The 17809-nt window shown below is 72.6% G+C and carries 16 protein-coding genes; 11 read left to right on the forward strand and 5 right to left on the reverse strand.

Going from position 1 to position 17809, the window contains the following annotated elements; all coding sequences use genetic code 11:
• Positions 1-36: 36 nt before the first annotated feature.
• From WMF17_RS14845 to WMF17_RS14860, 4 genes are all read right to left on the reverse strand, one after another.
• A complete protein-coding gene (locus tag WMF17_RS14845) occupies positions 37-2097 on the reverse strand; it encodes a RecQ family ATP-dependent DNA helicase (RefSeq protein WP_437650081.1) in 2061 nt (686 codons plus the stop codon).
• A 118-nt stretch (positions 2098-2215) separates the two neighbouring features.
• Positions 2216-2908, reverse strand: a complete 693-nt coding sequence (locus WMF17_RS14850) for an oxidoreductase (protein ID WP_437602714.1) — start codon at positions 2906-2908, stop codon at positions 2216-2218.
• Positions 2909-3255: 347 nt separating this feature from the next.
• Entirely contained in the window at positions 3256-3774 is a 519-nt protein-coding gene (locus WMF17_RS14855; protein WP_437602715.1) for an NUDIX hydrolase, read from the reverse strand.
• A gap of 504 nt (positions 3775-4278) precedes the next feature.
• Complete coding sequence (locus WMF17_RS14860; RefSeq protein ID WP_437602717.1) at positions 4279-4893, reverse strand: FxsA family protein; 615 nt, start codon at positions 4891-4893, stop codon at positions 4279-4281.
• Between WMF17_RS14860 and WMF17_RS14865 the strand changes: the two genes are divergently transcribed.
• From WMF17_RS14865 to WMF17_RS14880, 4 genes are all read left to right on the forward strand, one after another.
• Positions 4892-5038 (forward strand): hypothetical protein, encoded by a 147-nt coding sequence (locus WMF17_RS14865; RefSeq protein WP_437602718.1) that lies wholly within the window; start codon positions 4892-4894, stop codon positions 5036-5038. The two genes, WMF17_RS14860 and WMF17_RS14865, sit on opposite strands and share 2 nt — an antisense overlap.
• Positions 5039-5072: 34 nt before the next feature.
• Positions 5073-6623 (forward strand): lysine 5,6-aminomutase subunit alpha, encoded by a 1551-nt coding sequence (locus WMF17_RS14870; RefSeq protein WP_437650082.1) that lies wholly within the window; start codon positions 5073-5075, stop codon positions 6621-6623.
• A gap of 976 nt (positions 6624-7599) precedes the next feature.
• Positions 7600-7896: a hypothetical protein gene (locus WMF17_RS14875; protein ID WP_437650084.1), complete on the forward strand. Its 297-nt coding sequence runs from the start codon at positions 7600-7602 to the stop codon at positions 7894-7896.
• A 172-nt stretch (positions 7897-8068) separates the two neighbouring features.
• Entirely contained in the window at positions 8069-8803 is a 735-nt protein-coding gene (locus WMF17_RS14880) for an OAM dimerization domain-containing protein (protein ID WP_437602721.1), read from the forward strand.
• A 3-nt stretch (positions 8804-8806) separates the two neighbouring features.
• Here the strand turns inward: WMF17_RS14880 and WMF17_RS14885 are convergent, their stop codons facing one another.
• The gene (locus tag WMF17_RS14885) at positions 8807-9598 is read right to left on the reverse strand and encodes a J domain-containing protein (RefSeq protein ID WP_437650086.1); all 792 of its coding nucleotides are present in this window, start codon (positions 9596-9598) and stop codon (positions 8807-8809) included.
• 247 nt (positions 9599-9845) lie between these two features.
• Here WMF17_RS14885 and WMF17_RS14890 point away from each other — a divergent pair, with 247 nt between their 5' ends.
• From WMF17_RS14890 to WMF17_RS14920, 7 genes are all read left to right on the forward strand, one after another.
• Entirely contained in the window at positions 9846-10691 is an 846-nt protein-coding gene (locus WMF17_RS14890; RefSeq protein WP_437491041.1) for an SDR family NAD(P)-dependent oxidoreductase, read from the forward strand.
• A gap of 339 nt (positions 10692-11030) precedes the next feature.
• Positions 11031-12782 (forward strand): hypothetical protein, encoded by a 1752-nt coding sequence (locus WMF17_RS14895; protein ID WP_437650088.1) that lies wholly within the window; start codon positions 11031-11033, stop codon positions 12780-12782.
• A gap of 44 nt (positions 12783-12826) precedes the next feature.
• Entirely contained in the window at positions 12827-13330 is a 504-nt protein-coding gene (locus WMF17_RS14900) for a T3SS (YopN, CesT) and YbjN peptide-binding chaperone 1 (protein ID WP_129575366.1), read from the forward strand.
• Between the two features lie 19 nt (positions 13331-13349).
• Positions 13350-14588: a hypothetical protein gene (locus WMF17_RS14905; protein WP_437650090.1), complete on the forward strand. Its 1239-nt coding sequence runs from the start codon at positions 13350-13352 to the stop codon at positions 14586-14588.
• Between the two features lie 164 nt (positions 14589-14752).
• The gene (locus WMF17_RS14910) at positions 14753-15634 is read left to right on the forward strand and encodes a carboxypeptidase regulatory-like domain-containing protein (protein WP_437650092.1); all 882 of its coding nucleotides are present in this window, start codon (positions 14753-14755) and stop codon (positions 15632-15634) included.
• A gap of 385 nt (positions 15635-16019) precedes the next feature.
• A complete protein-coding gene (gene cyoE / locus WMF17_RS14915; protein WP_437651345.1) occupies positions 16020-17015 on the forward strand; it encodes a heme o synthase in 996 nt (331 codons plus the stop codon).
• Positions 17016-17076: 61 nt separating this feature from the next.
• Positions 17077-17793, forward strand: a complete 717-nt coding sequence (locus WMF17_RS14920) for an SCO family protein (protein ID WP_437650093.1) — start codon at positions 17077-17079, stop codon at positions 17791-17793.
• Positions 17794-17809: the final 16 nt, after the last annotated feature.

Here is a 17809-nt window from a genome sequence, read left to right on the forward strand (position 1 = left end):
CCAGCGATCTGCCGCGCCCGAGCTCGCCTCGGGCGATCAGGGGCCCGAGAACTCCCGCACCACGCGGAGGATGCCCTCTCCGTAGCTCGAGATCTTCGCCTGCCCCATGCCGCGCGCGAGCGCGAGGTCGTCGAGCGACAGGGGCCGGATCCGGGCGATCTCCCGGAGCGTCCGGTCGTGCGCGATGACGTAGGCGGGCAGCGACTTCTCCTTCGCGAGCGCGGCCCGGTGGGAGCGGAGCGCCTCGAACAGCGGAACATCCCGCTCCTCCAGCTCGGCCCCGGGCGCCTCCTGCGCGGGCGAGAAGGCTCCGGGAGCGGTCGGATCGAGGGGCGCCGCGCGGCGCAGCGGTCTGCGGCGCGCGGCGGGGAGCGGGAGCCGCACCCGGGTGGGCACCTCTCCGCGCATCACGCGCCAGCCCGCCGGCGTGATCAGGGGGACGGGGAACTCGCCGGTCGTGAGGTCGATCCAGGCGCTGGCGAGCAGGACGCGCAGGATCGACATGGCCTCGTCGTGGCTCTTCCCCTCGAGGACGCCGAAGGTGGAGAGCCGATCGAGCCCCATGCGGCGGACGCGCTCGTTCGACTCGCCGATGAGCATCGACGCGATCGCCTGCATCCCGGCGCCGCCCTTCACCCGCGCGACGCCGGCGAGCGCGCGGCGCACGAGATCGTTGTCGCGGGCGAGCGCCGCCGGGTCGCTCGCCTCGAGGGCGTCGACCTCGAGGCAGACGTCGCAGTGGCCGCAGCCGCCGAGCGACTCGGCCTCGTCGCCGAAGTAGCGGAGGATGAAGTCGTGCCGGCACGTCGCGGCGTCGAGGTAGCGGAGCAGCTCGCGGAAGAGCCCCCACGCGCGCGCGGCGTCGTCGGCGTTCGCCTCGGCGCCGCCGTCGCCGAGCTGGCAGAGCCGGCGGCGCAGCGCGATGTCCGCGGGCGCGAACAAGAGGAGGCCGCGGGCCGGGTCGCCGTCGCGGCCGGCGCGGCCGACCTCCTGGTAATAGGCCTCGATCGACGACGGCGGCTGGGCGTGCACGACGAGGCGCACGTCGGGGCGGTCGATGCCCATGCCGAAGGCGTTCGTGGCCACGACCACCGAGAGGCTGCGATCGGCGAACCCGGCCGACAGGCGCGCGCGCGACTCGGGGGCGAGGCCGGCGTGGTAGGCCTCGGCGTTCCAGCCGGCGTCGCGGAGCGCCTCGGCGAGGCGCTCCGCCCCCTTGCGGGTGGCGGCGTAGACGATGCCCGCGCCGCGGGGCCGCCCGGGGTCGCCGAGGGCGTCCAGGAGCGCGCGCGCCGTGCGGCGACCGGCCTCGCGCGGGCCGTCCACCGCGGCGACCTGCAGGTGGAGGTTGGGCCGGGCGAAGCCGCGCAGGATGACCTTGGGCGGCGGCCCTTCGGGCCCGTGCCCGCCCGCGGCGCCGCCGTCGTCGCCGTCGGACGGGCGCAGCGGCCAGCCGAGCCGCCGGATGATCTCGTCGCGCGCGTCGGGGGTCGCGGTCGCGGTGCAGGCGAGGACCCGGGGCGGGTGGAGCCGCGCGATCGCGGCGCCGATGCGCAGGTAGTCGGGCCGGAAGTCGTGCCCCCACTGGACGATGCAGTGCGCCTCGTCGACGGCGACCAGCGAGAGCCGGCTCGCGGCGAGCGCCTCGAGGAAGCCGTCGAGGGCGAGGCGCTCGGGCGCGGCGTAGACGAGCTTGTACTCGCCGCGGCGGAGGGCGCCGAGGCGCCGGCCGTTCTCCTCGCGCGAGAGGCTGGAGGCGATGAACGTCGCGGGGATGCCCCGCGCCTCGAGCGCGCGCACCTGATCTTCCATCAGGGAGATGAGCGGGCTCAGGACGAGCGTCGTGCCGGGCAGGGCGACGGCCGGGAGCTGGTAGCAGAGCGACTTGCCGCCGCCGGTCGGCGCGACGACGAGGACGCGGCCCGCGCCCCCGAGCAGGGCGTCGATCGCCTCGCGCTGCCACGGCCGGAACGCGGCGATGCCGAACCGGTCCGCGAGCACGGCGTCGATCGACGGGGGCGGGTTTTCCGGGGGGCGCAGCAGGGAGGAGGCGAGGCGCTCGGTCACGGTCGGCAAGGGGGGCTCGGCGAGGACCATGGCGGCGGCGTCGAGCGAGCGCCGTGCCCGCCGCGAGCCGTAGCACTTCCGCGCGCTTGCGTCGCGCCGGGGGTGGCGGCGCCATGGCGGCGCGGGGGTCGCCCAGCGGGCCGGCCGATCAGGCCTGGACGACGCCGATGCCCTTGGCGAGCGTTTCCATGTCGTCGAAGTGATAGACGTGGCGGCCGGGGCTCCCCTTGAGCGCGGCCGCGACCATCGCGCCGGCGACGGTCCTCGCGTCGATCGGGCGGTACCTGCGGAGGCCGCCCTTCATCGTGAAGCGGAGCGTCTGCGCCGCCGCGACGCCGATGGCCTCGCCCTTCCTGACCTCGCCCCGCTCTCCGAGGAGCAGGCTCGGGCGCAGGACGTGGACCGACGCGAAGCTCGCGCCCGAGAGCTCCTGCTCGAGCTCGCCCTTCACGCGCAGGTAGAAGCTTGTCGAGCGCGGATCGGCGCCCACGGAGGAGACAAGGATGAGCTGCTTCACCCCCGCCTTCTCGGCGAGCCTGGCGACGGTGATCGGGTAACGATAGTCGATCTGGTGGAAGGCCTCTTCGGAGCCGGCCTTGGCGATGGTCGTCCCGAGCGCACAGAACACGTCGGTCACGCCGGCGAAGTCCGCGCCGTCCAGCTGCTCGAAGTCGACGATGCGCTGAGAGAGCCGCGGATCCTCGATCGGGGCCGGGCGGCGTAGCAGGGCGACGACCCGCGCGTACGCGGGCTGCTGCACGAGGAGGCGCAGGCAGTGGCCGCCGACCAGGCCCGTTCCTCCCACGATGAGAGCTGTCTTGTCGACCGTCATGGATTCCATGTTCCTGCGGAATCACCCGCGGAGAGCGCCGCCGCCGGGATCCGCAGCCGTACCCCGCAGAATAGCCCAAGCGGCGCGCGAACCCTAGTGGCCGGCTGCGCGCGCCCGGAGCGGGCGGCCGGTGCGGACCGCCCACGGTTCCTTCACCGGTGTGTGCGGGCTCTACATCGCCGTGGCCGGTCGCCCTCTGCCGGGGTGGACTGCCCACCAGGACGGAACACGCCGAGGAGATGCGCTGGCGTACGCTGGGTGGCGTCGGCGCGGCGACGCGCAGAGGGCCCGAGGGGCGCGGTGACGCGCAGAGGGCCCGAGGGGCGCGGGGCCGGCGAGGCCCCGCGGCGCGCTGCTCACGTCAGCGGGGCGGGGGCGGCCTTCTGCGCGAGCCTCGCGCGCTGGGCGTGGAAGGCCTCGATCGCCATCGGGATGACCTGCTCCCGATGCTTGGGCACCATGTCGTTCGGCAGCTGCTCGACGGGCCACCAGGCGCCGGTGGCCGGGACCTCGGCGAGCTTCGCCTGGTGGACCCGGGAGAGCATCCAGCCGCGCGCGGCGGCCGAGAAGTAGTCGCCGACGAACGTGAAGTCGGAGATCGTCATCCCGACCCGATGGAGGACGTGCTCGGGCTGCTCGCCCGGCGACAGGACGCTCCCGGGGCAGCACCACTGTCCGGGGCCCGACTCCGACGCTCCTCGCCGGGTCAAGAGCACCTCGAGCGCGCCAGAGTCCGCGTTCCTTCGGAGGCACACGGCGTCCGCGGCGAGGTGGATGGGGAGCCGGGAGATGGCGTTGATGAGCGAGCTGCCGAGCGGCTCCCTTGGATCGATGTGCCCGAGCAGCCAGCCGGCCATGGTCCGGATGAGCCTCATCGCGGCACCCTCCGCGAGGGCGCGCCGTGCGACCGCTGGCTCATCGCCGCGCGAGGCGCGCGCAGGCGAGCGCGGCGGTGCTGTTCAGGGCTGGACGTCGTACCAGAGCCGTTCTTCGTGCCGCTATCCGAGCGGCGCGGTTCGTTCGATGGGATCGCGTGTCGAGTTGGATCTAGCATAGGGGGTTGCTGCGTTGGTTGCTTGTGCGTTGTCGCGTCACGTTGTACGGGTTCAGATCTTCATCTCGTCTCTCCTGAGATGTCGGACCACGCCGACGACGTTCAGAAGTCTATAATATCCTTTGTTTCTTTATCGTTTCATTCACGCAGCCCGCGCGTGAATCGTCCTCTCGCGTTGTTGTTTGCGTTGTTGTTTGCGTTGTTGCTTGCGTGTTTCGCCGGCCCCTCACGCGGGTGTTCTGGCGTCGAGCGCGAGAGTCGTCGGTGCCCGGAGGGCGCGGGCGAGCGCGCATGGGCTCGCCGAAACACAGATGTCACCGGGATGTCAGGGGGGCAGTCGCCGCGTCTGCTGCGCTGGCCCGCCGCGCTCGTCGTCCTCGGTCACCTCCGCCTCGACGTCGATGACCGGGCCTGACGCCGGCCACGCCGGTCGCTCGCGGGGCGCGCCGGGGCGCTGCGCGGTGCGCCCGCCGAACGGCCCGCCGCCGAAGTCGATGACCCTCATGGTGAAGAACGCCCCGTTGCCCGGGCCGCCCCCGCCGAGGCCGGCGGCGCTCGCCGCGGCCGCGGCGCTCGCCGCGGCCACCCGCCGCTCGAACCGCTCGCGCACGGCCGCGGCGAGCCGGCGGCGCACGGGCGGGACCAGGAGCAGGAGCCCGGCCACATCGGTCAGCACCCCCGGCGTGACGAGCAGCGCCGCGCCGAGGAGCACGAGCAGGCCTCCGGCGAGCCCCTCGTCCGGGACGCGGCCCTCGGCCATCGCGCCCCGCCAGGAAGCGAGCACCTTGAGCCCCTCGTGCTTCGCGAGCGCGACCCCGAGGATCGCCGTTCCGAGCGCGAGCGCCACGGTCGGCCAGAAGCCGATGACGTCGCCGATCGACAGGAGCAGCCAGAACTCCAGGATCGGGACCGCCGTGAAGAGCAGGATGAGCTTGCCCATGACCCCTCGTCTAGCGCCGCCCGTCGCGCCGCGCACGTGCAGGACCGCGCGCCGCGCGCTGCCGCGTGCCGCCGTGCGCCGCCGCCGGCCGGCCGCGGCCGGCTGCTCCGCCGCGGATCCCGCGCCGGAGTACCGGCCGCGGTGAGAGTGCGCTAAGACCGCCTGCCCCGGAGAAATCCATGACGACTGTCCCCGTGGAGCAGGAAAAAGTGGAGGCGTGCCGCGCGTTTGCCGCCGACATCGCCGACGAGGTGCAGCGCTTCATCGACCGCCACACAACGGTCGGCGTCGAGCGCACCGTGGCCCGCGCCTACGGCGTGGTCGGCGCCGACGCGGAGGGGACGCCGCTCGCCAACGCGCTCGTCGATCGCATCCACAAGGCGGGGCAGGTCGGCCGCGGGGTCGCGTACCACCTCGGCCGGGCGCTCTGCGAGGGCGCCGCCTCGGTGCAGGAGGCCGCCGAGATGCTGGCGTTCAGCGAGGCGGCCGACTTCGGCCCGGGCCCGTCCGCGGCCGAGGCGCGCGGCGCGATCGAGGCGGCGACGCGGGAGGCGATCGCCCGGATCGACAGCGCCCGCGACGAGCGCGAGGCCAACAAGGCGGCGCACCGGGTCGGCACGGCGCCGCTCAAGTACGTCATCGTCGCGACCGGCAACATCTACGACGACGCCGTCCAGGCCAAGGCCGCCGGCTTCGCCGGCGCCGACATCGTCGCCGTGATCCGCGCGACCGCCCAGTCGCTCCTCGACTACGTCCCGGAGGGGCCGACCACCGAGGGGTACGGCGGCACGTACGCGACCCAGGAGAACTTCAGGATCATCCGCCGCGCCGCCGACGAGGCGACCCGCGACACCGGCACCTACCTCGCGCAGACGAACTACTCGTCCGGCCTGTGCATGAGCGAGATCGCCTGGATGGCGGCGGTCGAGCGGCTCGACATGCTGCTCAACGACGCGATGTACGGGATCCTGTTCCGCGACATCAACATGCAGCGGACGTTCATCGATCAGTACTTCTCCCGCAGGATCATCGCGCGGAGCGGCATCGTCATCAACACGGGAGAGGACAACTACCTCACGACCGCCGACGCCGTCGAGAAGGCCCATACGGTGCTCGCGTCGCAGTTCATCAACGAGGCGTTCGCCCGGCGCGCGGGCCTCCGTGAGGAGCTGATGGGCCTCGGCCACGCCTTCGAGATCAACCCCTGGCTCGAGGACAGCCTCCTCTTCGAGCTCGCCCAGGCCCAGCTCGTCCGGCAGATCTTCGATCGGCACCCGATCAAGTGGATGCCGCCCACGAAGTTCAAGACAGGCGACATCTTCCACAGCCACGTCCATGACGCCATGTTCAACCTGGTCGGGATCACGACCGGCCAGTCGATCGCGCTGCTCGGGATGTTCAGCGAGGCCGTCCACACGCCGCTCCTCATGGACCGGTATCTCTCGCTGAAGAGCGCCCGTTACATCTTCACGGCGGCGCGGCACCTCGGCGACGAGATCCAGTGGAAGCCGGGCGGCATCGTCGAGTCGCGCGCCCGCGAGGTCCTCGACAAGGCGCACGCGCTCCTGCGCGAGGTCGAGCGGGAGACCCTCTGGGACGCGATCGGGCGCGGCGCGTTCGGCGACGTCAAGCGCACGCGCACCGGAGGGAAGGGGTACTCGGGGGTCGTGGCCCGGCACCCGGACTACCTGAATCCGATCCTCGAGGTGCTGGAGCGATCGTCGCCGTAGTCCATGGCCCGGAGGGACGGCGGGCGACCCCGCGCGATCGGGCACGATGCCCGGCCGGACGGGGGCCGACCCCCGGAAAATCGGGCAGGAGGCCAGGCAGGAGGGGGCAACCCCCGGAGGATCAGGCAGCCCGACTTGCCGCAGCCGTGCTCGCCCGGCGGCCGCGGCGGCAGCCTGCCAGCGCGGCGGTGAGCCCTCGTTCGCCTTGAAATCGCCCTCTCTGGCGCCCTGGCGCCCGCTTCAAGGCTTGAAATGGCCAACTCGGCCGCCCAGTCGGCGCTTTCAAGGCTTGAAATGGCCAACTCGGCCGCCCAGCCGGCGCTTTCAAGGCTTGATCTGCCCCGCTGGCCCACCGAGTCGGCCGTCTCAAGCCTTGAAATAGCCGACTCGGCCCCCGAGTCGCCCGCTGCAACGCCTGCATCAAGCGTTGCAGCGGGCCGCAGGCGATGTGCCCGACCGCGGCGGTGAGCTTCGTGATCCGCCGGCGCGCGAGGGCGCTCGGCACCATGCCGTGATGCCGTGCAAGAGGAGGCGGAGCATTCCGGACGAACCACCAGAATTGCCTGACAGTTGAGCTGTTTTCCTCGTTGACGGGCGTCGCGCTCGGCACGGGCTTCTCGCTCGCGGCGGCGCAGGGCGGGGGCGTCGTCGTTGCTGGCACCTGGTAGAAGGCCGGACGATCGGAAGGAGCGATGCGCATGCGGAGCGCGTGGAGACGGTCCGCGGGGGGCTCGCTCGTCAGCGACGTGCTCGTCGGCATCAGCGTCCCCGAGGGAGGAAGCTTGATTCGTGCATGGTGAACCAGCAGGAGGCCCATGTGCCCCCGGAGTGGCGCTACTGCACTATCGCGCTGGTCCCAGGTGTCCGGGACTGCGAGGCGCCTGCCTCACCGGGCGATCCACCGCAGTTCTCGGAGAGGTTCCTCTTCTATGAACGCGATTTGTCCGACCCTCGAAACTGCGAGCCGTGCAGCTGCGTGACCACGACACCGGGCCGGTGCGAGGTGCGGGTGAGCGCCTATGCGGACCGCGCGTGCAGCGACAGCGCGCTCATCGGGACCGCGGAGGTGGCCGGCGGCGAGGGGGACGCCTGCTTGCACGTCGAGCCCGGGCCGGCGCTCGGCAGCCTCAGCGCGGAATGGGAAGTGAGCGAGTTGCCAGACTGCACGCCGTTCGGCGGGGCACCGCACCCGATCACCGTCTGCTGCCTGCCGGAGCCCGAAGAATACGGAAGCTCGAGTGATCACGCGCATCAGCTGGGCGGAAATGCCTGATTTCGTCAGGAGAGCCCTGGAATACGGTGGCGCTTCGGATCGCCGATGACCTATCGGCCGCGGCGCCGCGGACGAGCTCCCGCGCGGTTGCCAGGGCAAACACGCGAGTCCCGCCTGCCGGCGGCGAGGCGCAGTACCGGACCGCCGCGGAGTGATGTACACCATGGGCTCCATGACACAGCGAAACATCCTGCGTGCGTATGGCGATCGCGAGGGCGACGGGATGGTCCAGATGTCGTTCACCCTGCGCATCCTGCCGGGCGACCGGGCGCGCGAGGCGGCGAAGCGCTTCGCCGAGGCGCACGGCCTGCGCGATCCGCTGGTCACGGCCATGGAGCAGGTCAGCCGGGAGCACACCTATTTCGTCGTCTACGGCCACTCCCAGCACGGTGTCGACACCTCGGACATCGAGGTGGAGGAGCTCGCGGCCCAGCCGCTCACGCGCGACCAGATCGAGGAGCAGGCGAAGAAGCTCGGCCGCAAGATCGTCGTCGTGGGCGCCTGCACCGGCAGCGACGCGCACACCGTGGGGATCGACGCGATCCTGAACTACAAGGGCTTTGCCGGAGAGAAGGGCCTCGAGAGCTTCAAGTGCTTCGACGCCCACAACCTCGGCGCGCAGGTCGAGAACGCCGAGCTCTGCGAGAAGGCCAAGGCGCTCGGCGCCGACGCCATCCTCGTGTCGCAGGTGATCACGCAGCGGAACTGCCACAAGGAGAACGCGGCGGCGCTCGTCGAGCTGGCGGCGCGCCAGGGCTTCCGGGACAAGGTGATCCTGCTCCTCGGCGGTCCGCGCATCGACAACAACCTCGCCGTCGAGCTCGGCTTCGACGCCGGCTTCGGCCCCGGCACGAAGCCGATCACCGTGGCGTCGTTCCTTGTCGAGCGCCTGGTGGGCAGGGTCTAGCGATCAGGCGACGAGCAGGTGGTAGGCGGCCGAGAGCTCGGCGAACTGCGCGGTGCGCTGGGCGCGCTCGCCGGGCTGCGCGGCGCCGCGGTCGGGGTGCAGGACCGCGGCCAGGCGGCGGAAGGTGCGGCGGATCTCGGCCTCGGTCGCGCCCTCGCGCAGACCGAGCACCTCGAGCGCCCGGCGGCGCGGCTCGTCCAGCCGGACGGCGCGCGGGGACGCGCTCGACGGTGCGCCGCGCGGGGGCGCGCTCGACGGCCCGCCGCGCGCGGCGCCCGCGACGCGCCGGTGACGGTCCCGCGCGCGCGGGCGGCCGTGGAGGAAATCGCTCGGCGCGAGCGGGCCGGTCTGTCGGAGCGCCCCGGCGAGCGGCCTCGCCGTGTGAAAGCAGATGGTCGCCTCCTCGATGGCGAAGAGCGCCTCGAGGCGGGCGCGGAGCTGGATCTGGAGCGCGCGCTCGACCGCGCTCTCCGGGATGAGCCCCGCGGCCACGAGCACCTCGCCGGTCCGGCGCCCCCGGTGCGCGGCGACGAGCGCGGCGAGCCGCTGGATCGACGGCTCGGGCGCCGAGCCCTCCCGCGCGAGGATCTCGCCGAGGCGGGGCACCCGGAGCGGCGTCTCGACGGCCGTCACCAGGCCGGAGAAGAGCTGGATCCGGTGCTGGCGACCGGGCACCGTGGAGCCGCTCGGCGTCCTGAGCTCGCAGAGCTCCAGGAGCCCGGTGGTCCTCTCGCGGTGCAGCGCGCCGAGCAGGTCTCCCAGGGTCGACGTGGAAAGGCGGCTGGGCAGTTGCATCGAATGCGGCGTTATCATCGCCGCGCGCGATCGGGCAAAGAAGCCGCGCGCGCGGGCAGGCGGCGAGCGCGCGCGGACGCGGCCGGAAGAGCCCGCGCGGGCAGACTGGCGGGCAGGCAGGCAGGCAGACGAGCGCGCGCCCCCTGGCACGCACGAATGTGCGCCCGGATCGCGGCCCGCTGTGCGAAGCTCCGCCCGAAAACGGCCCGGCGCGGCGCGCCGGCGCGCGGATCAGGAGGAATCTGCGATGGGCTTGCTCGACGGAAAGGTCGCGATCATCACGGGAGCCGGCGGCGGGATCGGCCGCGAGGAAGCGCTGCTCTTCGCCCGGGAGGGCGCGAAGGTCGTCGTCAACGACCTCGGCGGCGCGCGCGACGGATCGGGCTCGAGCGACGCCTTGGCGGCGCAGGTCACCGAGGAGATCCGGGCCGCGGGCGGGCAGGCCGCGCCGAGCTTCGACAACGTGGCGACCCCCGAGGGCGCGGCGAGGATCGTGAAGACCGCCGTCGACGCGTTCGGCAGGGTCGACATCCTTGTGAACAACGCGGGGATCCTGCGCGACAAGACGCTCCTCAAGATGGATGAGGGGATGTGGGACGCCGTCATCACCGTTCACCTGAAGGGGACGTTCCTGTGCACGCAGGCCGCCGCGAAGCAGATGGTCGCGCAGGGCGAGGGGGGGCGGATCGTCAACACCACGAGCGTCTCGGGGATGCTCGGCAACTTCGGACAGGCCAACTACGCGGCTGCCAAGGCCGGCATCTACGGGCTCACCCGCACCGCCGCGATCGAGCTGCAGAAGCAGCGGATCACCGTCAATGCGGTCGCGCCGATCGCCAAGACCCGCATGACCGAGGATCTGCCCATGTTCCAGTCGGCCGGCGACACCCTCACGCCGGCGCACGTCGCGCCCGCGGCGCTGTTCCTCGCCTCCAACCTGTGCGCCGACCGGACGGGCAACGTCCTCGCCGTCGCCGGTGCGCAGATGTACATTTACAAGGTCGTTCAGAGCCCCGGAAAGTTCAAGGACGAGGGCGCTGTCTGGACGGCGCAGGAGATCGCCGATCACTGGGACGCGATCAACAAGCTCTGATCGCAGCGCCGGCGAGGGCGCAGCGTCGACGGCCGGCGGCGGTTCGAACGCGCCGCCTCGAGCGCGCCGCCCAGGGCTGCTCCCAGCGGGCCGCGCGCTTCACGTGGCGCGCGGCGGACGCGGCAGAAGCGAGGGCTCGGCGCGCGGCGACCGTTGCTGCGCTGATCCCCGGATGCTAGGTTCGAGGCGCTTTCGGGGTGCGATTGGCGCATCGACGTACTGTTCGAGCAGATCGTTCACGCGGAGTCTGGAGGTGCCACCGGTGACCGTCGTTCGCTGCTGTTCCGGCTGCGCCTCCTCGCGCGGTACGGCCTCTGCAGCGCGGAGGCGCTGAGCACCATGTCGCGCGACGCCCACATCCCGCTCGCCCTGTGGATCTGCGCGGCGATCGTGGCGCACATGGCGGGCGGCGGGGGCGCGGTCGAGGTGGCGCAGGTCATCGAGGACCGGGCGCAGCTCCGCCGGATGGTCCACGCGGTGCGGGAGGGCCTCCGTCCGGGCGATACGACGTTCGAGGTGCTGACCGACGGCATGGCGACGACGCCGCCTCCCGCCCCGCTCGCGCCGCCGGAGCGATCGCCGGACGGCGACCCGGACAAGGACGCGCCGACCGATCCGCAGCAGGAGCCCGAGCCGGCCAAGGCGGAGAAGAAGAAGCCGCCGAAGCCGGAGCCGCCGCGCCAGGCGAAGGCGCCTCCGCCCACGCCGCCGAAGCCGGAGCCGCCCAAGGAAGAGGTGACCAAGGTCGTGCCGGTCCAGCCGGTGCCGCCGCCGCCGCTGCCGCCGGCGGATCGGCGGATCGCCGTCCGCCAGCACGTCGAGAAGGACCAGGAGGACAACCCCGAGGCGGACCGGATCGCGGACGACGCCAACAAGGTCGCCGAGGAGACCATGGCGCAGATCCGCTCGAAGGATCAGGACGATCCCACGCCGACGCCCGGGAGCCCGACCGGCCCGAGGGGGCCGAAGGACACGGTCGGCGACAGCGACCACGATCACAGCGGCCACAGCGAGGAGCGCGCCGGCAACGAGAAGAACGCGCCCGGCGAGAAGAGCCCCGACAGCGAGAGCGCGGAGCACCACAGCCCGGCGTCCCCGGCGCAGGCAGCGCAGGCCGCTCGATCGGCGCCGCCCGCGAGCGTCCCGGGCGCGAGCGGCGGCGGTCGCGTGGCGCAGGCGGCCCCCGGCGTGCCGGCGCCGGAGAAGGGCGCCGCGGGCGGCTCCGGGCCGGCGTCGCCCGAGGTCGTCGACAACCCGCGCGCGGGCTACACCCTCAACCCGGCGAACCCGGGCGGCGACGGCAAGAGCCGCGTCGCCGGAAAGAAGGCGACGCCGCAGCCCTACCAGAGCCCGGTCCGCGTCGGCTCGATCGGCCTCGGCGCTCCAGGGCTCCCCGGCGGGCCCAACCTCAACCTGAACATGGCCGGCGTGCAGGCGGCCGTGGGCAACGAGAAGCTCAGGGCGGAACGGGCTTCGGACGGCGCGTCCCGCAAGAGCGCGCACCGGGGCTCGTGGGAGACGACGGACAAGTGGAAGAAGTGGCGCGCCGCGATCGAGAACTACGACCCCTCGGTCAAGCCTGGCAACCAGACGTCCCTCAACGCCGCGCGGGTGCCGTTCGCGACGTACATCAACATGATCCACAACCGGCTCCACCCGATCTTCGCGGAGGAGTTCCTGGCGTCGCTCGAGAGCCTGCACTCGGGGCACGCGTTCAACCAGAACCGGGTGACGCACCTGGAGATCGTGCTGAACAAGGACAGCGGCAGCATCGTGCGCCTCGGGGTCACGAGGCCGAGCGGGATGACGGCGTTCGACATGGTCGCGCTCAACTCGGTGCACCGCGCGTCACCGTTCGGAAAGGCGCCGGACGCGATCGTCTCGCCCGACGGCAACGTGTACCTGCACTGGGAGTTCCACCGGGATCCGTACGACGCCTGCTCCACCCGCAACGCGCGGCCCTTCCTGCTGAAGGCGCCGTCCGATGCCGCCCCGGTCGAGCCGGCGCCGGTGCGCAGGGCGCCGCGGCCCGTCCCGGGCGACGAGCAGATGCGGGCGCCGCCTGGACCGCTGCTCCCGCTCCGGCGTTAGGTCCCGGCTCTGCACAGGGACCGCGGCGATGTATTCTCGGCGGCATGTCGAAGGATTCCGACGCGGCCGTTCAAGTGACCATCGCGCGCATCGAGGCGGCGCTCGCGGATTCCCCGGCGTTCACCCGGATCGAGCCGCAGTTCTACGTCGTCCGCCAGGGGACCGCGTACGTGTACCTTCATGTCCTGCCCTGGGCGCCGGATCGCGCGCTCGTGCGCCTCGTCGCGCAGCTCGCCCGCGGCGTCGAGATGACGCCGGATCTCGCGATGAAGCTGCTCCGCCTGAACGCGCGCATCCGCTTCGGCGCCTTCGGCTACGTCGCGCAGGGTTCGTGTGTGGTCATCGTTCACACGCTCCTCGGCGGCGAGACGCTCGACGCCGACGAGATCCTTGTCGCCCTCCGGGACCTGTCGGTGCTCGCGGATGAGTACGACGACCGCATCGTCGAGGAGGCCGGCGGTCAGCGGATGCAGGACCTGATCGACGCCTCGGCGACCGCTGCGGTCTTCACCGATCTGGACGCTCCCCGCGCCTGGGACAAGGGCTGAGCGACGGGCGCTCTTCTTCATGCTCCTCAACATCGATCTTCCCCCCGAAGCCCCTCCTCCCTCCGCCGCACCGGACGCCGCCGGCTCGCCCCGTCGCGAGGACGGCGGCGACGCTCCGCCCGCCGAACGGCGGTCGTCCGCCGCCGAGCGCCCGCCGCTCGCCGGCCTGCCCGTGCTCCGGCTGATCCGGCCGCTCGCCGTGCTCGCCCTGCTCGCGATGCTCCTCGGCCGCATGCTCGCGCCCGCGATGGTCGGCCTGGCGGTGGGCATCGAGCGCGCCGCGCACGCGGTCGAGCTCGCCGGCGCCGGCGCATCGCAGCTCTTCGCGATCGGCGCGATCGTGATCGCGATGGCGCTGATCGGCGCGGTCGTGCGGAGCCGCGTCCCGTACGCGCTGAGGATCGCGGCGATCGTCGCGGGCAGCTTCGTCATCCTCGTCGTCCTGCACGCGACCGCGCGGCGCGTGCCCGACCTCTCCGCCGCGCTGATCGGCGTGAGCGCGGCGATCCTCGCGCTCGGCAGCGCCTGGGAGGCGCTCCGCGTCCCGTTCATGCGGCCGGTCGCGGCGGCGCTCGGGCTCGTCGGCGCCTCCGCGCTCGTGCGGCTCACCGGCGTCCTCCTCGCCGTCGTGGCGAACGACCGCGGCTCGAAGGCGCTCGCCAGCGCGACGAGCTCCGTGGCGACGGCCGCGTTCGCGCTCGACGCGCTGGCCGTCCTCGTGGCGACGGTCGCGCTCGGCGCGCGCCGCGAGGCGCGACCGCGCGACGCCGAGCAGCCGCGGCCGCGCCTCGTCAGCCCGCTCTCGCTCGCGGCGCTCGCCTCGTCGCTGCTCGTCACCCGCGCGGCGCTCGCGGGCGCCGCCGACGACGCGTCGATGCTCGAGGCGCTCATCCGCCGCGCGCTCGACCGGCTGCTCACGCGCCCCGCTCCGGTCGTGCCGCTCTCGATGCAGCTGTTCGCCGCCGCGCTCTCGGTGGTGGTCGTCGCGCTCGCGCTCATCGCGCCGCCGCGGCTGCCGGTCCTGGGCGGCGCGCTCGCGCTGCTGCTCGTCGCGCGCAGCGCCCCGGAGGTGCCGCTCAACGCGCTGTCGCTGGTGATCGCCGCCCTCTGCGTCGCGCTCGCCGCGCGCGACGAGCGCGGCTTCTGGGCGGCCGTGCTCGCGACCGAGCGCGAGGGCACAGCGAGCGCCTCCCGGGCGCCGGAAAACCGGACATCACCGGGGGCGCGTCAGGTTGACGCGAGCGACGACACTCGTTAAGCACGCCCTCGCCGCGCGGACGATCCGCGCGCAGCGTTCCACCTGCTGCTCGCCGCCGGGGCGCGGTGCGGGAGCCCTCCGGTCCCGCCGGTCTCTCCTTCACCGGGCCCGGCGGGGCGCGACCCGGGCTCGCGAGGCGCGCCGCGGGGCACGGGAGAGTCCTCATGCATCGTCGCGATCTCGTCTCGCTGTCCGCTCTCGCGCTCGCCGCGCTGACGCTCGGCGCCGGGTGCCCCGAGGAGCCCGCGAGGCCCGCCGGCGGCGCGGCGGCGACGTCCACGGCCGTCGCGCCGGCGGCCTCGGCCGAGAAGCCCAGCGCGGCGCCGCAGGCGGCTGATGCGCCGAAGACGACGGGACAGGCGGCCGCGCCCGAGGGCAAGGGGACGATCAAGGGGGTCGTCAAGCTCACCGGCAAGCCGGTCGAGATGAAGGTCCCGGCCGCGCGCAAGGACGCCCCGATCTGCCAGGACAAGGACGTCGTGTACGACGCCGTCGTCGTCAACGACGGCAAGCTCAAGGACACCTTCGTCCGCATCACGGTCGGGGGCGTGCAGGGCAGCTGGAAGGCGCCCGATGCCCACGCCGTGATCGACCAGAAGGACTGCATGTATGAGCCGCGCGTCCAGGGCGTGGTCTCCGGGCAGCAGGTCGACATCAAGAACAGCGACCGGACGCTGCACAACGTGCACTCCTACAAGGGCTCTGAGACGCTGTTCAACCAGGCGCAGCCGAGGGGCGCCGATCCGCTCACGAAGACGTGGAACGACGGCATCATCAAGCTCACCTGCGACATCCACCCGTGGATGCGCGGCTTTGTCGTGGTGACGGATCACCCGTTCTTTGCCGTGAGCGGCGATGACGGCTCCTTCACGATCGAGAAGGTCCCTGCCGGCAAGTACAAGCTCGAGGCGTGGCACTCCCGCTATGGGCTGAAGACGGCCGATGTCACGGTCGCGGACGACGAGCCCGCCCAGGTCACGTTCACGTACGCCGGCACCGAGCCTGAGCCGGCGGAAAACAAGGACGAGCTCAAGGGCCTTTGGTGAGGTCCCTGGCGGCGCCCGCCGCAGGCGGCGGCGCGCCCGGGGCCGCTCGGCCGGCGGCGAGCAGCGCGGAGGAACGACCCTCCCTGCCGCGCTCGACGCGAAGAAGCTCGCTCGACGTGAAGAAGAAGGCGGACGGGCGCGCCGCGACGGTTGCCGCACGGCGACTCGTGCCCTAAAGGGAAGCGGCGGCAACGGACGAACTCGACTCCCCGAGCCGCGTTGCGCGCGCTAGTGTCCCGGCCCAGATGCTGTTCTCCCCCGCCACCCGCGCTCAGGCGATGACGTCGTTTTCCGGCCTGGCTATCCCGCCTACAGGGGTCTCTGGAGACGTCGCGCGGGCGCGCGGCGCGAGCGCCGGTCACGGCGGCGAGGTGCGCGCGTGACCATGAGCGCCGAGCAGGCCACGGAGCGGGCCCCGGTCCCTTACATCCGCCAGGCCGAGCCTTCTGGAGGCGACGACTGCGCGCTTCCCACGAGCGCACGCCCGCTGCTCCAGGTAGCGGCCGATCTCGTGAGCCTCACCAAGCCGCGCATCACGAGGATGGTGGCCGCCACGATGCTCGGCGGCATGTGGGTCGCGAGCCGCTACCTCCGCGTCGGGCTGGGCGGACAGGGGGTCGACCGCGCGGCCGTGCCTGTGACCCAGCTCGCGCTGGCGCTGCTCGGGACGGTCCTCGTCGTGTCGGGCGCCAATGTGCTCAACATGTACATCGAGCGCGACACCGATCGGCTGATGGATCGGACGCGGAGCCGCCCCTTGCCGGCGCGGCGGCTCGCGCCGGAGGTGGCGCTCTGGTTCGGGATCGCGCTCTCGGCCACGTCGCTTCTGCTGCTGTTCCTCGGGGTGAACGCCGTCACGGGCGCGCTCGCCGCGCTGGCGCTGCTCAGCTACGTGCTCGTCTACACCCCGCTCAAGCGCAGGACGACGCTCTCGCTGCCGATCGGGGCGATCCCCGGCGCCATCCCGCCGCTGCTCGGGTGGACGAGCGTCACCGGGCAGATCGATGCGCCCGGCTTCATGCTCTTCGCGGTCATGTTTCTCTGGCAGATCCCGCATTTCCTGGCCATCGCGCTCTTCCGTCAGGACGAGTACCGGCGCGCGGGGCTCAAGGTGCTGCCCCTGGAGAAGGGAGATCGCACAACGCGGCTCCACATCGTCGGCTATCTCGCGCTGCTCGTGCTGGCCTCGGTGCTCCTCTTCCCGCTCGGCGTGGCGGGCCCCGTCTACCTCGGCGCCGCGGTCCTGCTCGGCGGTGCCTTCTTCGGGCTCGGCGTCAGCGGCCTCCGGCCGGGCACCGGCGCCCCCTGGGCACGACGGGTCTTCTTCGCCTCGATGGTGTATCTGGTGCTCCTCTTCGCCGCGCTGATGATCGGCGCCTGAGCGGCGCCCCGCCGCCTTGACGCGCCAGGGAGCGGCCCTTAAGCGTCCTCGGATGGTTTCAATGGAGCCGACGCGCCCGGCGAACGGCGCTCCTCCGACCGCGGAACCGACCGACGAGCTGCTTCCGGCAGGCCGCGGCCCCGCGCCGGGGCCTCGGCGCGGGGCGCTCATCGGCAGGCCGCTCTTCTGGATCGCGCTCGTCGCGCTGGTCGGGCTCGTCGTGCCCTTCCTCGTCGACCGCGCGGTCCGCGGCCACGCCGCGGAGCCGCCCGCGATCCGCATCCCCCTGCCGGCCTTCGAGCTGACGGATCAGCGGGGTCAGCGGTTCGGCCTGGAGCAGCTCCGGGGCCGGGTGTGGATCGCCGACTTCATCTTCACGACCTGCCCGACCGTCTGTCCCAAGCTCACGCAGCGCATGAAGGAGATCGACCAGCGAGGGCGCGATCTCGGTGACGCGCTGCACCTCGTGACGTTCACCGTCGACCCGGAGAACGACACGCCGGAGGTGCTCGCGGCCTACGCGGCGTCGCAGGAGCTCCCGCTCGAGCGCTGGACGTTCCTGACAGGCCCTCTCGATCAGATAGAGTCGACGATCCTCAAGGGCTTCAAGATCGCGATGGGAAAGACGGAGTCGAGCCCTGGCATCTTCAGCATCTTCCATGGCGAGCGCCTGGTGCTGGTCGACCAGGAGGGCGTGATCCGCGGCTATTACGAGGCGAACGACGAGGGGATCCCCGCGATCCTGCGCGACGCCGGCGCCCTCGTGAAGCAGCGGTGACGCGCTCGGGCTCGCC

The sequence above is a fragment of the Sorangium sp. So ce362 genome, assembly GCF_051519845.1.
Taxonomy (GTDB): domain Bacteria; phylum Myxococcota_A; class Polyangia; order Polyangiales; family Polyangiaceae; genus Sorangium.